Below are 21,645 nucleotides of genomic sequence, written 5' to 3' on the forward strand. Positions count from 1 at the left end.
CAGTTCGTCTACCGGCACGGATGCTCACAGCGCCCTCCCCAGAATGGTCTCCGACGGGATGAAGGGATCCTCGCGGGTCGAGGCGAGGATCTGCGCCAGGTGGATGACGCGCGGTGCCGCATCCGTGCGACGCAGCTTGCCACCGATGTTCATCAGGCACGAGGCGTCACCGGCGACCACGAAGTCGGCGCCGCTGCTGACCACGTTGGCGGCCTTGTCCGTGACCATCGCATCGCTCGTCGCATCGTTCTTCACGGAGAAGGTGCCGCCGAACCCGCAGCAGGTGTCCGATTCGGGCAGGTTCTTCACCTCGATGCCGTCGACGGCGCGCAGCAGCTTGAGAGGCCGCGCACCCACCTTGAGGAACCGCATCGAGTGGCAGGTCGGGTGGTAGGTCACGGAGTGGGGGAAAGTGGGCGCCCACATCGGTCACCTTGAGCACGTCGACCAGCAGCTCGGACAGCTCATAGGTCTTCGCCGAGACGGCCGCGGCCCGCTCCTCGAGCTCGCTGTCGCCCTGGTGGCGGGCCACCAGCTGGTGCTGATCGCGCACGCAGCCGGCGCAGGAGCCCGAGGGCATCACGATCGCATCGACTTCGTCGAGCGAGGGCTCGAAGGTGTCCACGAAGGAGCGCACCACCGGCGCGGCCTCCGTGTAGTAGCCGGAGTTGGTGTGCATCTGGCCGCAGCAGGTCTGGCGCTTGTCGAACACGACCTGGTGCCCGAGCCGTTCCAGCAGCGTGACGGTCGCGCGGGCCACATCCGGGGCCATCACATCCACCAGGCACGTGGTCATCAGTGAGATGCGCATCTGCTGTCCTTCTTCCTCGTCATGCGCTCGGGGCAGGCGCGGGGTCGCGGAGCGCGGAGCCGCACCCTGCCTCGAGATCAGGTGTGGTGCAGTCCCAGGGCGTCGGCCGTGCGCGCGAGCGTCCGGTGCGCCTCGTCGGCCTCCTCTGACAGCGACCGGCCCCAGCTCGGGACCATCTGGGTGAGAGCGGGCCGCCAGGCGTCGATGCGCTGGGGGAACATGCGCTCCAGCATGGTCAGCATGATGCTGGTGGCGGTGGAGCGCCGGGGAGGCGCCGAGCATGCCGCCGATCGAGCCGTCCGCAGCGGTGATCAGCTGGGTGCCGAACTGGAGCACGCCATGCTTCTTCTTGTCAGGAGCGATCACCTGCACGCGCTGGCCGGCGGTGACCTCCTCCCACTCGGAGGCCCGGGCGCCTGGCATGTACTCGAGCAGTGCGTCGAAGCGCTGCTGGTGGGTGGCCGCGAGCTGGGAGCCGAGGTAGACCATGAGGTCGAGGTTCGGCGGCGCGACAGCCAGCATCTGGGTGATGTTCGAGGGCTTGATCGATTCGAACAGATCGGTGTAGCGACCGGTCTTCAGGAACTTCGGCGTCCAACCGGCGTACGGACCGAACATCAGTGATCGCTTGCCGCCCACGTAGCGGGTGTCGAGATGGGGGACGCTCATGGGCGGGGCGCCCACGGCGGCCTTGCCGTAGACCTTCGCATCGTGGCGGGCGACGATCTCAGGGTCCGTGCACCGCAGCCACTGGCCTGAGATGGGGAAGCCGCCGAAGCCGCGGATCTCCTCGATTCCGGACTTCTGCAGGAGCGGCAGGGCGTAACCGCCCGCGCCGACGAAGACGAAGGGCGCGCGCACCACCCGGACCGAGTCATCCTTCGTGGAGCGCACCATGACGCCCCAGTCCTCGCCCATGCGGCGCAGGTCCACGACCTCGGAGCCGGTGGCGACCGTGGTGCCGGTGCGGGAGGCGAAGTCGAGCATCTGCCGGGTCAGGGCGCCGAAGTCGACGTCGGTGCCGTCGGGGAACGGGTCGCGGCGATCGTCTCGGTGACCGGCCGGCCCTCGGCGACCAGCGGCGCCCACTCGGCCAGCTGAGCGTGCTCCGTGGTGAAATCCATGCGGTCGAACAGCGGGTTCGCCGCGAGCGCTTCGTGGCGGCGACGCAGGTAGTCGGCGTTCTCCACGCCGTGCACGAAGCTCATATGCGGGACGGTGTGGATGAACTCGGCGGGATCGCCGATGCGATCGTTCTCCACCAGATGGGCCCAGAACTGCCGCGAGACCTGGAACTGCTCGTTGATGGAGATCGCCTTGGCAGGGCTGACGGAGCCGTCCACGTCCTGCGGCGTGTAGTTCAGCTCGCACAGCGCGCTGTGGCCCGTGCCCGCGTTGTTCCATCCGTCGCTGGACTCCGCACCGAGGGTGTGGAGCCGCTCGAGAACCACGATGTTCCAGCTGGGCTCGAGTTCGGTGAGCATCGCGGCGAGCGTCGCGCTGGCGATGCCGCCACCGATCAGCACCGCATCCGCACGGGTCACATCCAGGTCTGCCATGTCTCTCCGTTCGAGCGTTCGCGGGATCCGCCCGGAGGTCCGCGCTTGCCTCGCGCGGCACGGGCGGCCGTGGCGACCAGGGTATCGCCTGTCGCCTCGGTGCATGGCGGCCGCCCGGAGGTCTGCTCAGACGGTGGGCGGCGGGTCCCGACGCTCGGAGACCGAGCGTCCCGGCGCGTTCTGCGTGTTCACGACCGTCTTGCGGGAGCGGAGCATGAGCAGCAGCCCCACCAGGAACAGCACGGCTCCCGCGACCATCAGGATGGTGCCGAGCATCGCGGAGTCCACTCCGGGCAGGTCGAACTCGAGTGCGAAACGGGCAATGGCCCCGAGCACGAAGAGGATGATGCCGCCGACGATGGCGCCCATGGGGTGCTCCTTCCGAGCGTGCGAATGTGACGCACGCCATCTTACTCGCTCCGGTCGTGGGGCCGGGCCGGTTCCGGGGCGTGGGGCGCCGCGTCGAGGCGACGTGCACCTCGACGAGCTCGGGGCGGAGGGCCGAGAGGCAGCGTCACGCCAGCGGCGAACAGGCGTCGAATCCGCTGCGAATCCGCGTAGTCTCGATCCATCACCACCACCGGACGGGGAGGACCATGTTCGAACGCTTCACCGATCGCGCCCGTCGCGTCGTCGTCCTGGCCCAGGACGAAGCTCGGCTGCTGAATCACAACTACATCGGCACCGAGCACATCCTGCTGGGACTCATCCACGAGGCCGAAGGGGTCGGCGCGAAGGCGCTCGAAGCCCTCGGCGTGACCCTCGATGCCGTGCGCGAGCAGGTTCGCGACATCATCGGCGAGGGCAATCAGACCCCCAGCGGCCACATCCCCTTCACGCCGCGTGCGAAGAAGGTGCTTGAGCTGAGCCTGCGCGAGGCGCTGCAGCTGGGCCACAACTACATCGGCACCGAGCACATCCTGCTCGGCCTGCTGCGCGAGGGTGAGGGCACCGCGGTCAAGGTGCTCTCGCGCCTGAAGGCAGAGCCTTCGGCCGTGCGCCAGGAAGTCATCGAGCGCCTCTCGGGCTACCAGGGCAAGGAGCCGGCCAACGCCGGCGGCCCCGCCGAGGGTCAGCCCGCCGGATCGCTGGTGCTGGACCAGTTCGGCCGCAACCTCACCCAGGCCGCCCGCGACGGCAAGCTCGACCCGGTCATCGGGCGAGACCACGAGGCCGAGCGCGTCATGCAGGTCCTCTCGCGCCGCACCAAGAACAACCCCGTGCTGATCGGCGAGCCCGGTGTCGGCAAGAGCGCCGTGGTCGAGGGGCTCGCGCAGTCCGTCGTCGCCGGCGACGTGCCCGAGACGCTCAAGGACAAGCAGATCTACACCCTGGATCTGGGCTCCCTGGTCGCGGGCTCCCGCTACCGCGGCGATTTCGAGGAGCGCCTGAAGAAGGTGCTCAAGGAGATCCGCACCCGCGGGGACATCATCCTGTTCATCGACGAGATCCACACCCTCGTGGGTGCCGGTGCCGCCGAAGGCGCGATCGACGCGGCCAGCATCCTCAAGCCGATGCTCGCGCGCGGCGAGCTGCAGACCATCGGTGCGACCACCCTCGAGGAGTACCGCAAGCACATCGAGAAGGACGCCGCTCTCGAGCGCCGCTTCCAGCCGATCCAGGTCGACGAGCCGTCGGTGGCGCACACCGTGGAGATCCTCAAGGGTCTGCGGGACCGCTACGAGGCGCATCACAAGGTGACCATCACCGATGCGGCCCTGGTGGCAGCCGCGAACCTTGCCGATCGCTACGTCAACGACCGCTTCCTGCCGGACAAGGCCATCGACCTGATCGATGAGGCCGGTGCTCGCCTGCGGATCCGTCGTCTCACCGCGCCGCCCGAACTCAAGGAGTTCGACGCGCGCATCGAGAGACCCGCAAGAAGAAGGAGGAGGCGATCGACGGGCAGGACTTCGAGCTCGCCGCCTCCCTGCGGGACGAGGAGCAGAAGCTCAAGACGGAGCGCGAGGAGAAGGAGAAGGCCTGGCGCCACGGCGAGTCCGATGCCATCACCACCGTGAGCGAGGAGGTCATCGCCGAGGTGCTGGCCGCCTCGACGGGCATCCCGATCGTGAAGCTCACGGAGGAGGAGTCCTCGCGGCTGCTCAACATGGAGGACGAGCTGCACAAGCGCGTCATCGGGCAGAACGAGGCCATCAAGGCCATCTCCCGCGCGATCCGTCGCACCCGTGCCGGGCTCAAGGATCCCAAGCGTCCGGGTGGCTCGTTCATCTTCGCCGGCCCCACGGGCGTCGGCAAGACCGAGCTCGCCAAGGCGCTGGCCGAGTTCCTCTTCGGTGACGAGGATTCGCTCATCCAGCTCGACATGTCGGAGTTCGGCGAGAAGCACACCGCTTCGCGGCTGTTCGGCTCGCCCCCGGCTATGTCGGCTACGACGAGGGCGGTCAGCTCACCGAGAAGGTGCGTCGCAAGCCGTTCAGCGTGGTGCTGTTCGACGAGGTGGAGAAGGCCCATGTGGACATCTTCAACTCGCTCCTGCAGATCCTAGAGGACGGCCGCCTCACCGATTCGCAGGGTCGCGTCGTCGACTTCAAGAACACCATCATCCTCATGACCACCAACCTCGGCACCCGGGACATCGCCAAGGGCGTGTCCCTGGGCTTCACCGCGGGCGGCGACCTCTCCACCGATTACGAGCGGATGAAGTCGAAGGTCCATGAGGAGCTCAAGCAGCACTTCAAGCCCGAGTTCCTCAACCGTGTCGATGACGTGGTGGTCTTCCCGCAGCTCTCGATGGCGGAGATCGTCCAGATCGTGGATCTGGAGATCGCCAAGCTCGAGAAGCGTCTGCTCGACAAGGACATGACGCTCGTGCTCACCCCGGTGGCGAAGGATCTGCTGGCGGAGAAGGGCTACGACCCCGTGCTCGGGGCCCGGCCGCTGCGCCGCACCATCCAGCGCGATATCGAGGACACCCTCTCCGAGCGGATCCTGTTCGGTCAGATCCAGGTGGGCGACCAGATCGTCGTCGACGCGGAAGGGGAGGGCCTGCTCGGCGAGCTCACCTTCTCCCGCCGCGCCGGCGAGGGCGGCACGCTCGAGCCGATCCCCGAGGTGATCGACATCGAGTCGATGACCCAGGCCCGTGCCGAGGAGGTGACCCGGACCGATGGTTCGGGTGCACCGGACACGGATAGCGCCGAAGCCAGCGCCAACTGATCCAGCGGTGCCGGCCCCGTCTTTCAGGCGGGGCCGGCACCGTCGCCGCGAACGGCCGATCACGGCCGAGCGCGCGTTCCCGGACTCGAGCTGATCGCACCGGGAGCCGCCACCCGGGGTTTCCCACCGGTCCCGGGCAGTCCACCGGGACCTTCGATGGAGAGGACGCATGGTCGACGTCATCGACTGGCTGCTGTCCCTGACAGGACAGCTGGAGAGCTGGATCCTCAACTTCGCAGATGCCTGGTGGGTCCATCTCGTGGTGTACCTGTTCGCCGCCTTCGACGGCTTCTTCCCCTCGGTGCCCAGCGAGTCGACGATCGTGACGCTCTCCTCGCTGTGGTCGACCTCGAGGAGCCCCTCGATCATCCTGATCGGCCTGGCCGCCTGGCTGGGTGCGTGGACCGGTGACAACATCGGCTACCTGATCGGCAACAAGATCGGCTGGGAGCGCTTCAAGTTCCTGCGCGAAGGCCGGGGACGCCGAGCGGTCGACGCCGCAGACCGGGGCCTGCAGAAGCGGGCGCTGGTGTTCCTGATGACGGCCCGATACATCCCCTTCGGGCGGACCGCGGTCAACCTCGTCGCCGGTGCCGTCCACTACCCCCATAGCCGTTTCTGGCCCCGCTCGCTGCTGTCCACCTTCGTGTGGGCGGTGTACTCATGCGCGATCGGCGCCCTCGCCGGGGCATGGTTCGAGCACAACCACCTTCTCGGCATCACGGTCGCGCTGATCGCCGCCATGGTGATGGCCCTCGTGCTCGAGCGCATGATCTCGATAGGGCACCGCGCCCTGGACCGACGTGCGGAGCAGCGTGAGGCGGAGCAGGCGCTCGTGCACCAACAGGAGCAGGCCCTGCGACCGAGCAGGGAGCGGGCGAGACCGCCGCTGACGGACAGCAGCCCGGCCCCGTGGATCAGCGGCCCTCACCGGCCGCCACCGGCGGCGTCGAGTCGCCGAGCACACCTCGCGGAGAAGAGAGCCCGACATGAGCATCACCATCCGTCCCGCACTGCCCGCCGACGTGCGAGGCATCAACGCCCTGGTCGAGCCCATGACCCACACGGGGGTGCTGCTCGGCAAGGACCTGGTCTCCTACTACGAGGCGGTGCAGGAATTCCTCGTCGCCACCGATGAGGAGGGCCGGGTGGTCGGCTGCGGCGCCCTCCACGTGATGTGGGAGGACCTTGCCGAGGTGCGGACCCTGGCCGTCCACGATGAGCAGCGGGGGACAGGGCTCGGTCACCGTCTGCTGGACTGCCTGCTGGACCGGGCCGTCCAGCTCGGCCTTTCGCGAGTGTTCTGCCTGACCTTCGAGGTCGAGTTCTTCTCGCGCCACGGCTTCGAGGTGATGAGCGAGGTCGTTGACCCCGAGCTCTACAACCAGCTGCTCCGTTCACCGGATGAGGGGATCGCCGAGTTCCTCGACCTCGCTCGGGTCAAGCCGAACACTCTGGGGAACACGCGCATGATCAAGCTGCTCGACCGCAGCAGCTGATTCGGGGCGCCCCGCCGCTCAGGGCAGACGCAGACTCCCACCCTCACGGACGGCGAGCCCGTCAGCGACCAGCGACGCGGAGCAGCGGTGCACCCGGGGCACGTCCTCGCGGTCCAGGTCGAGCAGCTGCTCATCGCTCACCGAGCCGCCTCGGCGCAGCAGCGCCATGATCTGGCCGCGCATCTGTCGATCCGTCCCCTCGAAGGCCTGCCGTCGCCGGGTGTCCTCGACCGGTGCCGGGCGGCCCGCGGCGAACCAGGCGCAGCCGCCGGCGGCCAGCGGACAGTCCGCGCAGCGGGGTGAGCGGGCTGTGCATACCAGTGCGCCGAGCTCCATCACCGCCTGGTTCCAGGCGACCGACCTCAGGCGCTCCGTGGGCAGGCTCCGCGCAGCGAGCCCGCGCTCAGCGGCGCTGTAGGAGCGATCCGGCAGCGCATGACCTGTGCGGGAGCGGGCCAGCACACGCCGGATGTTCGTGTCGACCACCACGGCGCGTCCGTGGTGGGCGAAGGCAGTGACCGCGGCGGCGGTGTACTCGCCGATCCCGGGCAGCGCCCGCAGCGCCTCCTCCCCGCGGGGCACCTCGCCGCCGTGCTCGCGGACGATGGCGCGGGCGCATTCCTGCAGCCGCAGCGCGCGCCGGGGATAGCCGAGCCGGTCCCAGCGCCGCAGCACCTCGGCTGCGGGTGCGTCGGCGAGGTCGGCCGGGGTGGGCCAGAGCTCCATCCACTCCTGCCAGCGCGGCAGCACGCGGACCACGGGGGTCTGCTGGAGCATCACCTCGGAGACCAGGATCGCCCAGGCGGAGACGCCCTCGTGCCGCCAGGGGAGGTCACGGCCCGCGTGGGCGAACCATGAGATCACCGCGTCGACGGCATCCTCATCGGCACAGGAGACAGCAGCCTCCGGCACCTCAGGGGCATCACGAGCGGCGCGGGCCGGGACCTGGTGGTCCCGACCCGCGCCGCGGGATGGTGCCGAGGCACCGCGCATATCGCTCAGACCTGCGGCGTGGTGCCGCCGGACGGGGCGGCGCCGCCGCGCTGTGCGGTGAGCGCGTCGCGGATCTCGGTGAGCAGGACGATGTCCTCGGAGACTGCGCTCTCCTCCTCCTCGGGAAGGCCACGGCGCTTGCGATCCAGCTTGCGTGCGCTGGAGATCGGCAGCACGAAGACGAAGTAGACGACGGCCGCCGTGATCAGGAAGGCGATGACCGCGGAGAGGACCGCTCCGATATCGACCCTGGTGGCCTCGTTCGTGATCGTGAACGAGAGGCCGTTCACGTTGTTGCCGCCGAAGACATTGATCACCGGCTGGATCAGGTTGTCGACGAAGGCGCCGATCAGCGCGGTGAAAGCGCCGCCGATGACGACACCGACTGCCAGGTCGATGACATTGCCCTGCATGACGAAGTCTTTGAAACCCTTCATGGGGAATCCTTCTCGGGTCGGGGATGGGGAGGAACCGCAGCAGCGGTTCCGCACGGACTCTAACCGATCACCGAGACGGCCACGGCGCTTGCGCTGAGAGCGTGAGCCAGTTCTCCCGCGTGTGCACGCGGCACAGCGACGAGGATCTCGGGCGATGCACCGGGGAGCCGCCCAGTGCGACGCCCGAGGACTCGTGAGGGACACCCTCCACGACCTGGGCCGTGATCCCGGCCCGTGCCCCGGCAGTGGCATCCGTGGGGAACAGCTCAACCCTGCTTCCCGGTGCCAGATGGGGCAGGAGCACCTCGGACACGGGGACAGCCATCAGCGCCGTCCCCTCTGGGAGCATCGTCTCTTCATGACCGGCGAGCATGGTGGGCAGCAGCGGGGTCCCGGCCGGCAGCGGATGAGCGGTGGCCGACCCGAGCACGTCTTCGGGGGCATTCGGCGCCTCCGCGGGGACGAGCTCCTCGGCGACGCGGACGGTGCGAAGGTGCTCGGGCAGCAGCTCGGTGCCCGCCGGGAGGTCCTCGGTGACGACGAGCGCCTCGACCCCCTGGACCGAGGGCGGCAGAAGGGTGGGAAGCAGTGTCGCGGCGATGGCAGCGAGCGCGAGGGCGGCGAGGACCCGCCGGCGGCGACGCAGGGCACGGCGCCAGGCGGGCAGGTGACTGCGGAGTCGGGTGAGCATGCGGCCGACGCTAGAGCGGCGACGAGCGCTCCGGGATCCCCACACCAGTTAGGTGGATGAGGCCCCTCTGGGGAGGAACAGTCAGTGTCGGAGGCGTGGCCGTCCTCGCCGCTGCCCAGTGTCTCCGTGGAGGATCTATGGATCTACCGGACCGAGCAGCTCAGGATGCTGCGGCGGCGGGCTGAGCGCTCGCGGACGTCGCGGAGCCCTCGCTCGTGGAGGAGGACGGGGCGCTCTTCGCGGCGGCCGGCTCCGAGGAGCTCGGGGAGGCTTCCCCGGAAGAGCTCGAAGAGCCCGCGGACGCGGTGGAGGACCCGGAGCTCGCGGAATCCGTGGAGTAGAAGCCCGAGCCCTTGAAGACGATGCCGACGGAGTCGAAGACCTTGCGCAGCGTGTCCTGCGTGCACTCGGGACAGGTCACCAGAGAGTCCTCGCTGAAGCTCTGGTACTGCTCGAAACGATGTGCGCAGCTCTTGCAGGCATAGACGTACGTGGGCACGCGGATCCTCCGGGGTCATCGATGGGCAGGTCGTGCACGGGGCCGACCATCGACCATCTTACGACCGCGATGAGCTCAGAAGCCCGCTGAGGTGACCAGTGAGACGAGCGCGTCGGCCGTGAGCACGGCGGGTATGGGCACGTCGTGCTCCTCGCGCACCAGCGCACCCTTCTCGAGCAGCTCGTCGGGGTGGACCACGGCGACCACCATCGCGCTCGAGGGGACCGTGGTCAGCGCGCGGTCGTAGTACCCCGCCCCGTGCCCGATGCGGGTGCGGGAACGGTCGACGGCCACAGCAGGGGTCAGCACGAGCATCGCCTCACCGAGCGCGCCGGTCCCCAGCCGCTCACCCTGCGGCTCTCTGCCGAAGCCGGCCCCGGGGAGGGATGGAAGGTGCTCGCGCCGTCCCAGGAGATCCATTCCAGCTCCTCGCCGGCAGCGGCGGGGAAGACGAGCCTGGCGCCCGCCTCCACCAGCCGGCGGGCGAGCGGCATGATGTCGGCCTCGGTGGGTGTGGGGTGATACGCCGCGACCAGGGGGCGGGTGCGCCCTGGGAGCGTGAGAAGGCCGCAGCCCTCTCGACGGCGATGATCAGCGGGGCCGCGTGCTCGAGGAGACGCTGAGCCTCCTGGGCACGGCGCTGGGCACCTTCATCGCCGCTGTAGCGGGCGGCTCGTCGGGCTCGCAGGGTCTTGCGCAGCTCCTGCTTCCTCGCTGCGGTCATCTCCGGGTCCATGGGGCCAGACTCCCACAGCACGGCCTGTTCCGCGGCCGAACCCCGCAGGAGTCGACGGACGGGACGGTGCGCCCGTGCGCGGGCGTCTACTATGACGCGATGGTTCACGTGTGGCCGCTGACACTGCGCGACGGAGAGCTGGCACTGCGTCCGCTGCGCCGGCGCGACCGTGCGGCCTTCGAAGGGTTGCGGGTGCGCAACGCCGAATGGCTGCGCCCCTGGGACGCGATCGATCCCGCGAGCGGACGCGGGATGCCGCCCTTCCGCGCGCTGCGCCGGGGAACGAGTCGCAGGCACGTCTGGGGACCCATCTGCCGCTGGTGATCACGGTGCACGGTCGTCTGGTCGGCCAGATCACGGCCGGCCCCATCCAGTACGGCGCCCTGCGCTCAGCGGTGCTGGGCTACTGGGTCGACCGGGAGGCCGCCGGGAGGGGAGTGGTGCCGCGCGCCGCGGCGCTGCTGATCGACCACCTCTTCGTCGAGCTCGGTCTGCACCGCATCGAGGTCACCGTGCGCCCGGAGAACGCCGCGAGCCTGCGCGTGGTCGAGAAGCTGCACCTGCGCCCCGAGGGGATGCGGCAGGCGGCGATCCACGTCGATGGTGCCTGGCGTGACCACCTCGTGTTCGCGCTCACCGCCGAGGAAGTGGCCACGGGAGATGATGGCCGAGGAGTGCTGCGACGACTTCACAGAGAGTTTCCCGGCGACACGCCCGTGACGTGACCAGGGGAATCACATCGGTGTCACTAGTGTGTCGGTGTGGAGTCGATCAATCTCGGAGCCGTCCTCTTCGGCATCCTGCTGCTGCTGTGGCTGGCGTACGCGCTGCCGCGCACCGCGAGCCGTCGTGACGTCATGGGCCGTGCCCGTGCCGCCGACGATGCAGAGATGACCCCCAGGCGCGGGACCTCTCCGCGGCCGTCCACGCCCGCCGCCCTACCGCCGAGGTGAACCCGCCCATGTCCCAGGACCGCCTGCTCCTGCGCCCCGCTGACCCCACGCGTCGGCCCCGCTTCGATGCCGAGCCCGGGACCCGCATCGACCTCGTCCAGGAGCGCGCCCGCTCGCGCCGGCTGCTCCGAGTGGCGCTCGGGGTGCTGCTGGCCTCGACCGCGGCGCTCCTCGGCCTCGCCGTCGCCCAGGTCGTCAGCTGGTGGCTGCCGGGCGTCGCTCTGATCGGAGTCGCCGCCTACCTCGTGGGACTGCGGCGCATCGAGCTCGAACGTCGTGCCCGGATCACCCGCGCCGCCACCCTCGCCCGCCAGCAGCGCGCCGAGCAGGAGACCGCCCGCCGACGGGACACCGCCTCGGACCGCCAGGTCGCCGCCACGCCGGCCGCTGCTCCCGAGACCGCCGCGCCGACCACGCAGGACGAGGCCACGCGGCTCGAGACGGGCGCCGAGCGCGCCGCCGAGCAGGTCACCCGCCCGGGGGAGTGGACCCCGCGGCCCGTGCCCCGGCCCACCTATGCACTGCGCGGCGAGGTGGACGATCTCGCCAGCCGCCACGCCGCCCACCGCCAGAGCATCATGGCCACCTCGGTGCCGCTCGAGAGCGAGCAGGTGGAAGAGCTCGAGGCCGTCGAGGAGAGCTTCGCGCCGGCACAGGATCTCCAGCTCGACGAGATCCTCGCCCGCCGCCGAGCCTGAGATGGCCGCGGGTCGCCGCATCGCAAGCAGCACGCAGTGGCTGAGGCGTCCGCACCGCAGGCGAACGCCCCGTCACGCACGGGGACGGCTAGCCTGACAGCGATGAACACCACCGCGCCCCTGTCCCCGTCCGTCCCCTCGCCCTCACAGCTGCTGGAGATCGCGACCACCGCGGCCTTCGCCGCCGCCGAGTACATCCGCGGCCTGGACCGCGATGGCATGGCCCGCGAGTACAAGACCTCCAGCCACGACATCGTCACCGAGCACGACCGCGCGAGCGAGGAGATCATCGTCTCCGAGCTGCGGCGCCTGCTGCCCACCGCCCGCATCGTCGGCGAGGAGGGCGGGGAGCGGCCCGCGGAGGAGCGTGCCCCCGGTACCGAGGGACCTGAGGTCAGCTTCTACGTCGACCCCATCGACGGCACCAGCAACTTCGCGGCGGGCCTGCCGCTGTTCTGCGTCTCGATCGGTGTGACCGTCGATGACGAGCTGGTCGCCGGTGTGATCGACGCGCCGATCCTGGGTCAGGTCTTCGCAGCGGCCGACGGCGAAGCGACCCTCAACGGGCGCCCGCTGCGCCCACGCTCCACCCGCCCCGCCGCCGACGCGCTGGTGCTCTCCGGCTTCCCCGGGCAGCGGATCGGGAACGAGTTCCCCGACTTCGCCGCCCGGGCCCAGCGTGCGCTCGACAACGGGGTCTCCTCCGTGCGCCACCTCGGCACGGCAGCGCTCGAGCTCGCATACGTCGCCGCCGGCTGGGCCGACGCGACCTCCCTGGGCAGCATCAACTCCTGGGACGTGGCGGCAGGTTTCCACATCCTGCGTCAGGCCGGCGGCACGATCCGCACCTGGCCCGGGAAGGGCGGCATCGAGCAGGCCGATCACCTGCAGCCCGCCTACGTGGCCTGCACCGGCCAGGAACGCCTCAGCGTGCTCGACGAGCTGCACAGCGAGCTGCAGGAGCTGCGCAGCACTGCTGTGTGAGCTTCGTCAAGGCGCTCCACCCCATGCGACAGCAGCCCCTGAGCAGTGCTAATCTGTCGTGGTCGCCACGCGACATGGGGCTATGGCGCAGTTGGTAGCGCGTCTCGTTCGCAATGAGAAGGTCGGGGGTTCGAATCCCCCTAGCTCCACCGAAAACCCCTGGTCAGGAAATTGGCCAGGGGGTTCTTCTGTTTCCAGGAGAAGGTCATGGAAGCGGTCGCGGGCCGGCGGCGCTCACTGTGGAGCGATCGGTCGGAACCGGCCTCCCGCACCCCGCGTGAGCACCACGGCCTCGCCCGGGCCGACACTCGCCGCGGTGTCCTCCAGGTGCTCGATGACCACGGCGAGCGCGTGGCGCGCGGCAGCATCCTCGGCGTCGTGGGTGGTCGCATCGACCGCGAAGCGCAGCGCCACCCGCCCCACCCGTCGGCCGCCCACGGTCGGTGCCTCCACGTCCTGTTGCTCGACCACGTGCAGGGTGCCGAGCGCGAGCACGGCCTGCTCCATCACATCGACGGGGAGCATCCTCGGCGGAGCGCGCCGATCGGCAGGTGCATGCGATAGCTGGGCATGGGGGAAGGCTATCCGCGCATGGCACAGCGGGCCCCGCAGCACTGACGCCGTGGAGGCCCTTGGGTCTGTCGGGCGTGCGACCGGCAGAGGAGCCGCCGCAGCCGGTACGCTCCTGCTGGGAGCTGGCCGTGCCGTACGGGGAGGGGACCACCCATGACGCAGAGCATCGTGCTGATCCACGCCGTCCGCTCCTCGCGCACCATGTGGAAGGGCCAGCTGCGACGTCTGCGGGAGCGCGGGTTCGAGGTCACCGCCCCGGATCTGCCGGGCCATGGCCGCCGCCGCGGGGAGCCGTTCACGCTCACCGGGGCGCTGGCCACGATCGACGAGGCCGTCGCCGCCTGTGCGGAGCCGCCGCTGCTGGTGGGACTGTCTCTGGGCGGCTACCTGACCCTTCACTGGGCGGGGACGCACCCCGGCAGGCTGGCCGGCGTCGTCGCCGCCGGCTGCACCATCGTCCCGGGCCCGGCGACGGCACGCCTGTACGGGCTGTGGATCTCGATGAAGGACTGGCTCCCCGGCGACTCCGACGCCCGGGTCAGCCGCGCCTTCGCCCGCCGGAACACCCGCAAGGCCGCCAAGCGCTACTACGGAGGTGGCCGCGCCCATGGCGTGGTCCGGTCCGTGGTGCGCTTCATCGGCGGCCTCGATCTGCTCGCCGACGTCGCCGCGATCGACGTCCCGGTCACCTTCGTCAACGGGGAGCATGATCCGTTCCGTCGCCACGAGGGATTGTTCCTCCAGGCCGCCGAGGACGGTGAGCTGGTGATCCTCGAGGACGCCGGGCACATCGCGAACCTCTCCCGCCCCAAGCGCTTCGCGAAGCTGCTGCGCCGCTGCGCGGCCGCCGCGGTGACGCAGGACGTCCCGGCATGAGCAGCGACGGGGTCGGCGAGCCCTGGCCGGTGGTCCTGATCCACGGGACCCGCACCTCGCACAGCCAATGGGATCTGCAGCTGCCGTCCCTGCGTGCGGCCGGCCACCGTGTGCTGACCCCGGATCTGCCCGGCCACGGCAGTCGGCGAGATGAGCCCTTCACCCTCCAGGAAGCACTGGCCACCATCGAGCAGGCCGTCCGCCGGAGCCATGCGGGCAGCGGCCTGCCCGTGCATCTGGTGGGCAGCTCGCTGGGCGGGATGCTCGCGATGCGAGCCGCCGCCGAGATCGAGACGTCACCGGGCGTCCTGGGCGGGCTGGTCGCCTGCGGGGCCGCTCTGCAGCCGGGACCTCGCGGAACGCAGCTGTACGGGCAGCTGTTCGGCTGGGCGGAGGCGGTGCCCGGCATGCGCGACGGCGGATGGATGTTCCGCTGGCTGCTCGGGGCCGACGGTGCTCGCGCCTACCTCCGCGGCGGCCGCGCCGACCTGTCCGTGGTCGCCCCTGCCTTCGCCGCGGTCGCCTCGCTCGACCTCCGCGCGGACCTGGCCCGGATCGCGGCACCCGTGACCTTCCTCCACGGCCGCGGCGACCAGTTCCGCGCCCATGAGCGGATCTTCGCAGCAGCTGCGCCTCGGGGCCGCGTGGAGACGCTCCCGTACGGCAACCACATGGTGAACCTCGTGGCGCCCGGGAGGTTCAACGCCGATCTGCTGCGGGTCCTGGACCGCACCCAGCGCGAGCAGCGGAAGCCTCCGGAAGGGCCGTAGGCTGGGGCCATGCACACCACCACCCTCCGCGTCGGCTTCGTCCCGGGCGTCGAGCCCGACCGTTTCCTCCGCCGCTGGAAGTCGGGCCGCCGGCAGGCCTGGCTCGAGCTGGTCCCCGTGCCGCTCTCCCGTCAGGGCGCCGCGCTCACGGACGGTGAGGTCGACATGTGCTTCGTCCGCCTCCCGCACGCCTCCGAGGACCTGCACCTCGTGCCGCTGTGGGAGGAGCGCGCCGCGATCGTCGTCGGCACCGAGAACGCGCTCAGCCTGCTCGACGAGATCGGCGAGGACGATCTCGAGGGAGAGACCGAGATCCCCTCGACGCATCTCGACGATGCTGCGGAGCGGGTCGCCGTCGTCGCCACCGGGATCGGCTACACCCGCATGCCGCTGTCGCTCGCCCGGCTCCATCACCGCAAGGACGCAGCCTCGCGGATCCTGCGCGATGCGGAGCCGACCCGCATCGCCCTCGCCTGGCCCCGGGCCGCCGACGACGCCGTGCGTCAGGAGTTCGTCGGCGTCGTCCGGGGTCGCACCGCCCGCTCCAGCCGCTGACCGCGCGCTTCAGCCACGCCCTGCACGCCTGCCACCGACCGCACCACGAAGGAGCATCCTCCATGACCGAGCAGCCCCACATGAACGTCGAGAGCTTCAACCTCGACCACCGCACCGTCGCCGCCCCGTACCTCCGCATCGCGGACCGCAAGGAGCTCGCCGGAGGTGATGTGCTCACGAAGTTCGACGTGCGCTTCACCCAGCCCAACGTCACCCACCTCGACTCCGAGGCGGTCCACTCCCTCGAGCACATGATGGCCGAGCACATGCGCAACCATTCCGGGGACGTCCTGGACGTCTCTCCGATGGGCTGCCGCACCGGCTTCTATGTGCTGCTGGTGGGGACCACACCGTCGAGGGCTTCGCCCCCGTCCTCGAGGCGACGCTGCGCGATCTGCTCGCTGCGAGCGAGGTGCCCGCCGCCAACGAGATCCAGTGCGGCTGGGGAGCCCACCACACCCTCGAGGGCGCGCACCGGGCTGCTCGCGAGTTCCTCGATCAGCGCGCAGCGTGGGACCAGGTCAGCGTGAGCTGATCCCCTCGCGCACCGCCGTCAGCAGGCGTGCGGTGCGCGCATCGGTCGCGATGTCGTCGACCGTGACCGGCGCGCCCTGCGCGTCCGCGAGCGGGATCCTCCAGTTCGGGTACTCCTCGTCGGTGCCCGGCTGGTTCTGGATCCGACGTTCTCCCACGCAGTCCACGAGCGAGACGCCCAGCAGCATCGACGGGGTGCGCGCCAGGTGTCGGTGCAGCGCGATCACCGTCTCCTCGATGTCCGCACCCGCGGACAGCAGCCCCTCGGCGCGCAGCAGGTCCAGCACCTGTTCACGGCCGGCTGCATCCGCCGCATGCTCCTGTTCGAGTTCGCGCTCGAGCAAGCCCAGCTCGTGGCGCAGAGCCACGTGGTCGCCCTGGAGGTATCCGGCGGTCGGCGGGAGGTCATGGGTGTTCACCGAGGCCATGCACAGCGTGCGGTAGTCCTCCGCGCGCAGGGGCCTGCGCTCCCCGTCGTACTCGAACCACAGGATCGAAGTGCCGAGGATCCCGCGATCGATCAGGTAGTCGCGCACCCAGGGCTCGAAGGTGCCGAGGTCCTCACCGACCGACCACCAGGGTGCCCGAGCGCTGGGCCTCCAGCACCAGGATCCCGATCATCGCCTCGTGGTCGTAGGAGACGTAGGCGCCGTCGGCCGCCTCCTGTCCCTCGGGGATCCACCACAGCCGGAACAGGCCGAGCACGTGATCGATGCGCAGCGCGCCTGCGTGCCGCATCAGGGTGCGGAGCATGTCGCGCCAGGGCTTGTAGGAGGCGTCGCGCAGGCGCTCCGGGTGCCATGGCGGCTGATGCCAGTTCTGTCCCTGCTGGTTGTACTGATCGGCGGGGGCGCCGACGGCCACGCCGTCGGCGAGCACATCGCGCAGTCGCCAGGAATCCGCGCCGATCTGTTCGACGCCGACGGCGAGGTCGTGCATGATCCCGATCCGCATCCCGGCGTCCCGGGCCGCGGACTGCGCCGCGCCCATCTGCTCGTCCAGCAGCCACTGCACGCGGAGGTGGAACTCGATCCGGTCGGCCAGCTCGCGGCGGGCCTGTGCGAGCGTGGCCTCGTCGAGGTTCTGCAGGCAGGCCTCGTCGGCAGTTCCGTGCACGCTCTCGGCGATCGCGGACCACAGCGCGAAGTCCTCGAGCCCCCGACCCTCACGCGCGCGGTAGGCGTCCAGCAGGGCGCGACGGCCCGCGGTCAGCGGCACGGCGAGGATCTCCTCGAGGGCCTCGAGCTTCGCGGAGAGGACCTCATCGCGTTCGAGGCGGTCGACGCGGGAGTTCCAGCCGCGCACCCCTCGCGCAGCAGCTCCACGCGCTGGCGAGCGAAGCTGGGCAGCTCCCGGTACTCCGGGATGTCCTCGATGCGCAGGTAGAGCGCGCTGGTGAAGCGGCGGGTCACCGGCAGGTAGGGGGAGGGCTCGACCGGAGCGGTCGGGTACGAGGCGTGCAGCGGGTTGATCAGCAGGAAATCCGCGCCATGGCGGGCGCCGCTGATGGCGGCGAGATCCCGCAGGTCGGCGAGATCGCCGATGCCCCAAGAGCGCTCCGAGCGCACCGAGTACATCTGTGCCTGCAGCCCGAAGGCGCGGCGCGAGGCGAAGTCCTCATGGACGGTGAGCCGGGCGGGGGTGACCACGAGATCGGCCTCGGAGCAGCCCTGCTCGGTCTCGGCGACCAGCCGATGCCAGCCCAGCGGGAGCCCTGCCGGGAGGTGGAAGCGGGCACGGCCGCGCAGCGTCCCGTCGAGGTCGAAGGGCGGCGTGTGGTCCTCGGCCTGCTCCAGATCGCGCCGATCGCCGTCCTCGAAACGCAGATGCACCTGCACGGAGGCACCGTCATCGACATGGACGGGAATGGTCGAGGCGCGGTCCTCTCGCAGCACGGTCACAGGAGGGAGCGTGCGGGTCCATGGCTCACGCTCGCGGGCGGCGCGGACAGCGGCGACGTCCTGCTCGGAGCGCACTTCCGCGCCGAGCGCGCCGAGGATCGCGTGCAGGGTGGCGTCGGCGACATCCTTCTGGGTGCCGTCCCACCCCCAATACTGGGTGCTGACGCCGAGGTCGCGGGCGAGATCTCGCAGCATTGAGGAATCTGAGGCCATGCGGCAATCGTAACGGCCCGGCGAGCGGGCTCTCCCACCGGCTGCGGGACGGGAGCGGGCCTCCCGGGCAGTACTCAGTCCGTGTGGCATGTCGCCATCGTAGGGGGACGGTCAGGTCCAGGAGGGCAGCCACATCCGGTAGCTCCACTGCTCCACATCGATCACCTGGCCCGTCCAGACCGGCCAGAAGAACGCCGAGACCAGGATGATCAGCACCAGCAGGGAGCCGACGAACAGCCCGCCCGCCAGGCGCCGGTCACGGTCGCCGCCCGCTGGACCGATCACCAGCGCCATCACATAGGCCAGGCACAGGATCAGCCAGGGGGCGAAGGCCACCGTGTAGAAGGTGAAGATCGTCCGGTCCGTGTACAGCAGCCACGGCACGTACCCGGCGATCAGGCCTGACAGCGCCGCCCAGGCACGACCGTCCCGGCGCAGCACCGCGAGTACCACGGTCACCACGACGGCGAGGGTCCCCAGCCACCAGATCAGGGGTTCCCCACCGAGAGGATGTGCGCCCCGCACTTGGCGACCTCGCAGCCCTGCTCACCGTATTCGTAGGAGCGGTAGTAGAAGTTCGTGGGCCTCAGCTGCAGCAGCCACCCCGCCGGATGCGCCTCGTAGGGATGCTCGGAATCGAGACCGACGTGGAAGCTGTAGGCCTGGACGTGGTACAGCCACAACGAGTGCAGCGAGTCAAGCAGCCCGTTCCCGGTCCCCAGGCCCTTCTCCGCGGCGACGTGACGGTTGTAGCCGGTGTCGCTCGCGAACCAGCCGGCGAACGAGACCACGTAGGTGACCAGGGCAGTGCCGACGATCGCGAAGAAGGCGGGGATCGCATCCCGCACGAGCCCCCGAGCAGCCAGTCGCGCTGTGCGGCCGTGTGGCGCGCCCACCAGTCCCACAGCACCGTCATGATCCCGAAGACCGCCACGAAGTACAGCCCGGACCACTTCACCGAGCACGCCATGCCCAGCAGCAGCCCCGCCAGCAGCCGCCACGGGCGCAAGCCGCCGGAGGCGCCGAGCGCAGGAGCGGCCTCTGCACTCATGTGCATCCGCGCAGCGGCCAGCGCGAGCCGTTCACGAAAACGGTCGCGATCGATCAGCAGCGCCCCGAAGGCGGCCAGGGCGAAGAACATCAGGAACGGATCCAGCAGGCTGGTGCGGGAGTGGACCAGGGTCACCCCGTCGACCGCGAGCAGCAACCCGGCGATCAGCCCTGCGGTGGTCGAGCGGAACAGCCTGCGCCCGATCCGTGCGAGCAGCAGCACCGCCAGCGAGCCGAGCAGCGCTGAGGAGAGCCGCCAGCCCCAGGGGCTGTCCGCCCCCAGCAGCGTCATCCCGCCGCCGATCAGCCATTTGCCGAGCGGAGGATGGACCACATACGCACCGTCCGCCTCGTAGGAGTCGATGTCCCCGGCCTCGAACGCCGCGTCCGGCTCCTCGGGCCAGGGACATCTCCACGCCCTCCTGCGTGATGGCGTAGCCGTCCTTGACGTAGTAGGTCTCGTCGAAGATCAGCTCCTCGATCGCGCCCAGGCCCCACAGCCGCAGCACCAGTGCGAGCCCGAGCAGCGCCATCGCCCCTGCCCACGCTGCTCGCGAGGCAGGAAGATCGAAGGTCTTCAGCCGCCGCCGGTAGGAGGCGCGAAGCGCGCCCGGCTCGTCCTTGACGGCGGCGCGGTGGGTCGCTTCCTCCTCCGTGTGCACTCGCACATGCTAGGACATCCACACCGGGGGCCTGCGGAGCCGCCGAGCCGCGGGCTGGCTAGCATGGCGGGATGCTCGAACCCGGAGTCCTCACCCTCGCCGCCACCCCGATCGGCAACCCGCTGGATGCCTCGGTGCGTCTGATGCGGGCGCTGTCCGAGGCGGAGCTGATCGCCGCCGAGGACACCCGGCGCCTGGCCCGGCTCGTACGAGACCTCGAGGTGGAGACCACCGGGCGGATCATCTCTTACCACGAGCACAACGAGGCCGAGCGCACCGAAGTGCTGCTCGAGGCCCTCGCCGCGGGGCAGCGGGTCCTGATCGTCACGGACGCCGGGATGCCCGTGGTCTCCGATCCCGGGTTCCAGGCTGTGCGCGCGGCGACCGAGGCCGGCTTCCGGATCACCGTCATCCCCGGCCCCTCAGCGGTGCTGACCGCCCTCGCAGCCTCCGGCATCGCCCCGGACCGCTTCACCTTCGAGGGCTTCCCGCCCCGGCGCGACGGGCGGCGGGCCACGGCGCTGGACCCTTTGATCGACGAGCAGCGCACGATGGTGTTCTTCGAGTCCCCGCGCCGCACCGCCGCGACCCTCGCCGCGATGGTCCAGGCCTTCGGGCCCGATCGCCGCGCCGCGGTCGCGCGGGAGCTGACCAAGACCCACGAGGAGATCGTCCGCGGCTCCCTGGCGGAGCTCGTGGACTGGGCCGAGGGCGGGGAGGTGCTGGGCGAGGTGGTGCTCGTCGTGGCCGGAGCGGAACCTGTCGCCGCGAGCGCGGAGGACCTCGTCGACCAGGTGCTGGCCCGCGCCGAGGCCGGGGCGCGGCTCAAGGACGCGGCCAAGGAGATCGCCCGGAGCCACCCCGGGGTGGGAGCCAGCGAGCTCTACGATCTCGCCCTGAGCCGCCGTCGCTGAACCGCGGTGCTCCGGGTGAGCGCTTCGCCGTCCGGACATGACAACGCCCCCGGCAGCAGCTGCCGGGGGCGTGGTCAGAAGGTCAGTCTCAGCTGATCTCCTGCGCAGCGCGAGCGCGCTGCGGGGTGATCAGTCCTCGATCTGGATGAGGCCGCGCTGGTACGCCTTCGCGAGGCGACGCGGCACGGAAGCGGTACGGCCGCGAACCGTCACCTGCACGAGGTCGGCGTTGTTGGCCTTCCACTGCGAGCGGCGGGAGTGCGTGCGCGAGCGGGACATCTTGAACTTGGGCACTGCCATGGGATGCTCCTTGACGGTCCGGAGGATGAACGGGCGCTGGCGTCCGTCCCGAGCAGCGACCCGAACCCGGTCCTGAGGAATCGGGGCGCTCGGGTGCACGAAAGGACGCGCAACGACGACCCATCTTGCCATATCGGAGCCTCCGCCGCTCACCCAGGGCCCGTGAGCTATCACACCGCGAGCGGCTGGGGCGGCGCAGCTCACGCCGTTCACCTGCCCCTCGAGCACGGTCGGGTCACGCTCATGCCCTCAGGCTC

21 protein-coding genes, 1 tRNA gene and 6 pseudogenes are annotated in these 21,645 nt (G+C 70.3%); 14 read left to right on the forward strand and 14 right to left on the reverse strand.

Annotation, left to right across the window (positions count from 1 at the left end):
* Nucleotides 1-24: 24 nt before the first annotated feature.
* The 3 genes and pseudogenes from H3H54_RS07805 to H3H54_RS07815 form a co-directional block, all read right to left on the reverse strand.
* Nucleotides 25-811: pseudogene (locus tag H3H54_RS07805) on the reverse strand ((Fe-S)-binding protein).
* Nucleotides 812-888: 77 nt separating this feature from the next.
* Nucleotides 889-2,370 (reverse strand): annotated as a pseudogene (locus H3H54_RS07810) (malate:quinone oxidoreductase).
* Nucleotides 2,371-2,496: 126 nt separating this feature from the next.
* Nucleotides 2,497-2,739: a DUF6458 family protein gene (locus H3H54_RS07815; RefSeq protein ID WP_262426167.1), complete on the reverse strand. Its 243-nt coding sequence runs from the start codon at nt 2,737-2,739 to the stop codon at nt 2,497-2,499.
* Between the two features lie 227 nt (nt 2,740-2,966).
* On the opposite strand from H3H54_RS07815, the pseudogene H3H54_RS07820 reads away from it, so the two are divergent.
* The 3 genes and pseudogenes from H3H54_RS07820 (at nt 2,967) to H3H54_RS07830 (ending at nt 7,049) form a co-directional block, all read left to right on the forward strand.
* Nucleotides 2,967-5,550 (forward strand): annotated as a pseudogene (locus H3H54_RS07820) (ATP-dependent Clp protease ATP-binding subunit).
* Nucleotides 5,551-5,719: 169 nt separating this feature from the next.
* Complete coding sequence (locus H3H54_RS07825; RefSeq protein ID WP_262426168.1) at nt 5,720-6,688, forward strand: DedA family protein; 969 nt, start codon at nt 5,720-5,722, stop codon at nt 6,686-6,688.
* Nucleotides 6,576-7,049: an amino-acid N-acetyltransferase gene (locus H3H54_RS07830; protein WP_262426431.1), complete on the forward strand. Its 474-nt coding sequence runs from the start codon at nt 6,576-6,578 to the stop codon at nt 7,047-7,049. The genes H3H54_RS07825 and H3H54_RS07830 overlap by 113 nt, the downstream gene beginning before the upstream one ends.
* 18 nt (nt 7,050-7,067) lie before the next feature.
* Here H3H54_RS07830 and H3H54_RS07835 read toward each other — a convergent pair whose 3' ends face one another.
* The 5 genes from H3H54_RS07835 to H3H54_RS07855 form a co-directional block, all read right to left on the reverse strand.
* Nucleotides 7,068-7,913: an A/G-specific adenine glycosylase gene (locus H3H54_RS07835; RefSeq protein WP_262426169.1), complete on the reverse strand. Its 846-nt coding sequence runs from the start codon at nt 7,911-7,913 to the stop codon at nt 7,068-7,070.
* A 134-nt stretch (nt 7,914-8,047) separates the two neighbouring features.
* Entirely contained in the window at nt 8,048-8,479 is a 432-nt protein-coding gene (gene mscL, locus H3H54_RS07840; RefSeq protein WP_262426170.1) for a large conductance mechanosensitive channel protein MscL, read from the reverse strand.
* 67 nt (nt 8,480-8,546) lie between these two features.
* On the reverse strand, nt 8,547-9,170 hold the full coding sequence (locus tag H3H54_RS07845; protein ID WP_262426171.1) for an SAF domain-containing protein: 624 nt from the start codon (nt 9,168-9,170) through the stop codon (nt 8,547-8,549).
* A 160-nt stretch (nt 9,171-9,330) separates the two neighbouring features.
* Complete coding sequence (locus H3H54_RS07850) at nt 9,331-9,669, reverse strand: FmdB family zinc ribbon protein (RefSeq protein WP_262426172.1); 339 nt, start codon at nt 9,667-9,669, stop codon at nt 9,331-9,333.
* 75 nt (nt 9,670-9,744) lie between these two features.
* Nucleotides 9,745-10,089, reverse strand: a complete 345-nt coding sequence (locus H3H54_RS07855; RefSeq protein ID WP_262426173.1) for a 5-formyltetrahydrofolate cyclo-ligase — start codon at nt 10,087-10,089, stop codon at nt 9,745-9,747.
* Between the two features lie 184 nt (nt 10,090-10,273).
* Here H3H54_RS07855 and H3H54_RS18840 point away from each other — a divergent pair, with 184 nt between their 5' ends.
* The 6 genes from H3H54_RS18840 to H3H54_RS07880 all read left to right on the forward strand — a co-directional run bounded on the left by H3H54_RS18840 (nt 10,274) and on the right by H3H54_RS07880 (nt 13,189).
* Nucleotides 10,274-10,729, forward strand: coding sequence for a hypothetical protein (locus H3H54_RS18840; protein WP_316249248.1), 456 nt, complete (start codon nt 10,274-10,276; stop codon nt 10,727-10,729).
* Nucleotides 10,612-11,130: a GNAT family protein gene (locus tag H3H54_RS07860; RefSeq protein WP_316249165.1), complete on the forward strand. Its 519-nt coding sequence runs from the start codon at nt 10,612-10,614 to the stop codon at nt 11,128-11,130. Before H3H54_RS18840 ends, H3H54_RS07860 begins: the two co-directional genes overlap by 118 nt.
* 36 nt (nt 11,131-11,166) lie before the next feature.
* Nucleotides 11,167-11,358 (forward strand): hypothetical protein, encoded by a 192-nt coding sequence (locus tag H3H54_RS07865; RefSeq protein ID WP_262426174.1) that lies wholly within the window; start codon nt 11,167-11,169, stop codon nt 11,356-11,358.
* 8 nt (nt 11,359-11,366) lie between these two features.
* The gene (locus H3H54_RS07870; protein WP_262426175.1) at nt 11,367-12,056 is read left to right on the forward strand and encodes a hypothetical protein; all 690 of its coding nucleotides are present in this window, start codon (nt 11,367-11,369) and stop codon (nt 12,054-12,056) included.
* 102 nt (nt 12,057-12,158) lie between these two features.
* Entirely contained in the window at nt 12,159-13,040 is an 882-nt protein-coding gene (locus H3H54_RS07875; RefSeq protein ID WP_262426176.1) for an inositol monophosphatase family protein, read from the forward strand.
* Nucleotides 13,041-13,116: 76 nt separating this feature from the next.
* Nucleotides 13,117-13,189: transfer RNA gene (locus H3H54_RS07880), tRNA-Ala, on the forward strand.
* Nucleotides 13,190-13,274: 85 nt separating this feature from the next.
* On the opposite strand, the gene H3H54_RS07885 is transcribed toward H3H54_RS07880, so the two are convergent.
* Nucleotides 13,275-13,565: a hypothetical protein gene (locus tag H3H54_RS07885; protein WP_262426177.1), complete on the reverse strand. Its 291-nt coding sequence runs from the start codon at nt 13,563-13,565 to the stop codon at nt 13,275-13,277.
* A gap of 201 nt (nt 13,566-13,766) precedes the next feature.
* Between H3H54_RS07885 and H3H54_RS07890 the strand changes: the two genes are divergently transcribed.
* The 4 genes and pseudogenes from H3H54_RS07890 (at nt 13,767) to H3H54_RS07905 (ending at nt 16,349) form a co-directional block, all read left to right on the forward strand.
* Nucleotides 13,767-14,489 carry an alpha/beta fold hydrolase gene (locus H3H54_RS07890; RefSeq protein WP_262426178.1) on the forward strand — a complete coding sequence of 241 codons (723 nt, stop codon included), beginning with the start codon at nt 13,767-13,769 and terminating at the stop codon, nt 14,487-14,489.
* Nucleotides 14,486-15,259, forward strand: coding sequence for an alpha/beta fold hydrolase (locus H3H54_RS07895; RefSeq protein ID WP_262426179.1), 774 nt, complete (start codon nt 14,486-14,488; stop codon nt 15,257-15,259). The genes H3H54_RS07890 and H3H54_RS07895 overlap by 4 nt, the downstream gene beginning before the upstream one ends.
* A 9-nt stretch (nt 15,260-15,268) precedes the next feature.
* A complete protein-coding gene (locus tag H3H54_RS07900) occupies nt 15,269-15,814 on the forward strand; it encodes a LysR substrate-binding domain-containing protein (protein WP_262426180.1) in 546 nt (181 codons plus the stop codon).
* Nucleotides 15,815-15,876: 62 nt separating this feature from the next.
* Nucleotides 15,877-16,349 (forward strand): annotated as a pseudogene (locus H3H54_RS07905) (S-ribosylhomocysteine lyase).
* On the opposite strand, the pseudogene malQ reads toward H3H54_RS07905, so the two are convergent.
* From malQ to H3H54_RS07925, 4 genes and pseudogenes are all read right to left on the reverse strand, one after another.
* Nucleotides 16,336-18,462 (reverse strand): annotated as a pseudogene (gene malQ, locus H3H54_RS19560) (4-alpha-glucanotransferase). The pseudogenes H3H54_RS07905 and malQ sit on opposite strands and share 14 nt — an antisense overlap.
* Nucleotides 18,463-18,573: 111 nt before the next feature.
* Nucleotides 18,574-18,921, reverse strand: a complete 348-nt coding sequence (locus H3H54_RS07915) for a hypothetical protein (RefSeq protein WP_262426181.1) — start codon at nt 18,919-18,921, stop codon at nt 18,574-18,576.
* A gap of 29 nt (nt 18,922-18,950) precedes the next feature.
* Complete coding sequence (locus H3H54_RS07920; RefSeq protein WP_262426569.1) at nt 18,951-19,310, reverse strand: hypothetical protein; 360 nt, start codon at nt 19,308-19,310, stop codon at nt 18,951-18,953.
* Between the two features lie 95 nt (nt 19,311-19,405).
* Nucleotides 19,406-19,804, reverse strand: a pseudogene (locus H3H54_RS07925) (phospholipid carrier-dependent glycosyltransferase); the annotation flags it as partial.
* Between the two features lie 441 nt (nt 19,805-20,245).
* On the opposite strand from H3H54_RS07925, the gene rsmI reads away from it, so the two are divergent.
* Complete coding sequence (gene rsmI, locus H3H54_RS07930; RefSeq protein WP_262426182.1) at nt 20,246-21,088, forward strand: 16S rRNA (cytidine(1402)-2'-O)-methyltransferase; 843 nt, start codon at nt 20,246-20,248, stop codon at nt 21,086-21,088.
* A gap of 129 nt (nt 21,089-21,217) precedes the next feature.
* Here rsmI and rpmF read toward each other — a convergent pair whose 3' ends face one another.
* Nucleotides 21,218-21,388: a 50S ribosomal protein L32 gene (gene rpmF / locus H3H54_RS07935; protein ID WP_087483383.1), complete on the reverse strand. Its 171-nt coding sequence runs from the start codon at nt 21,386-21,388 to the stop codon at nt 21,218-21,220.
* Nucleotides 21,389-21,645 lie beyond the last annotated feature (257 nt).

Source organism: Brachybacterium sp. Z12 (assembly GCF_014400405.1).
Classification (GTDB): domain Bacteria; phylum Actinomycetota; class Actinomycetes; order Actinomycetales; family Dermabacteraceae; genus Brachybacterium.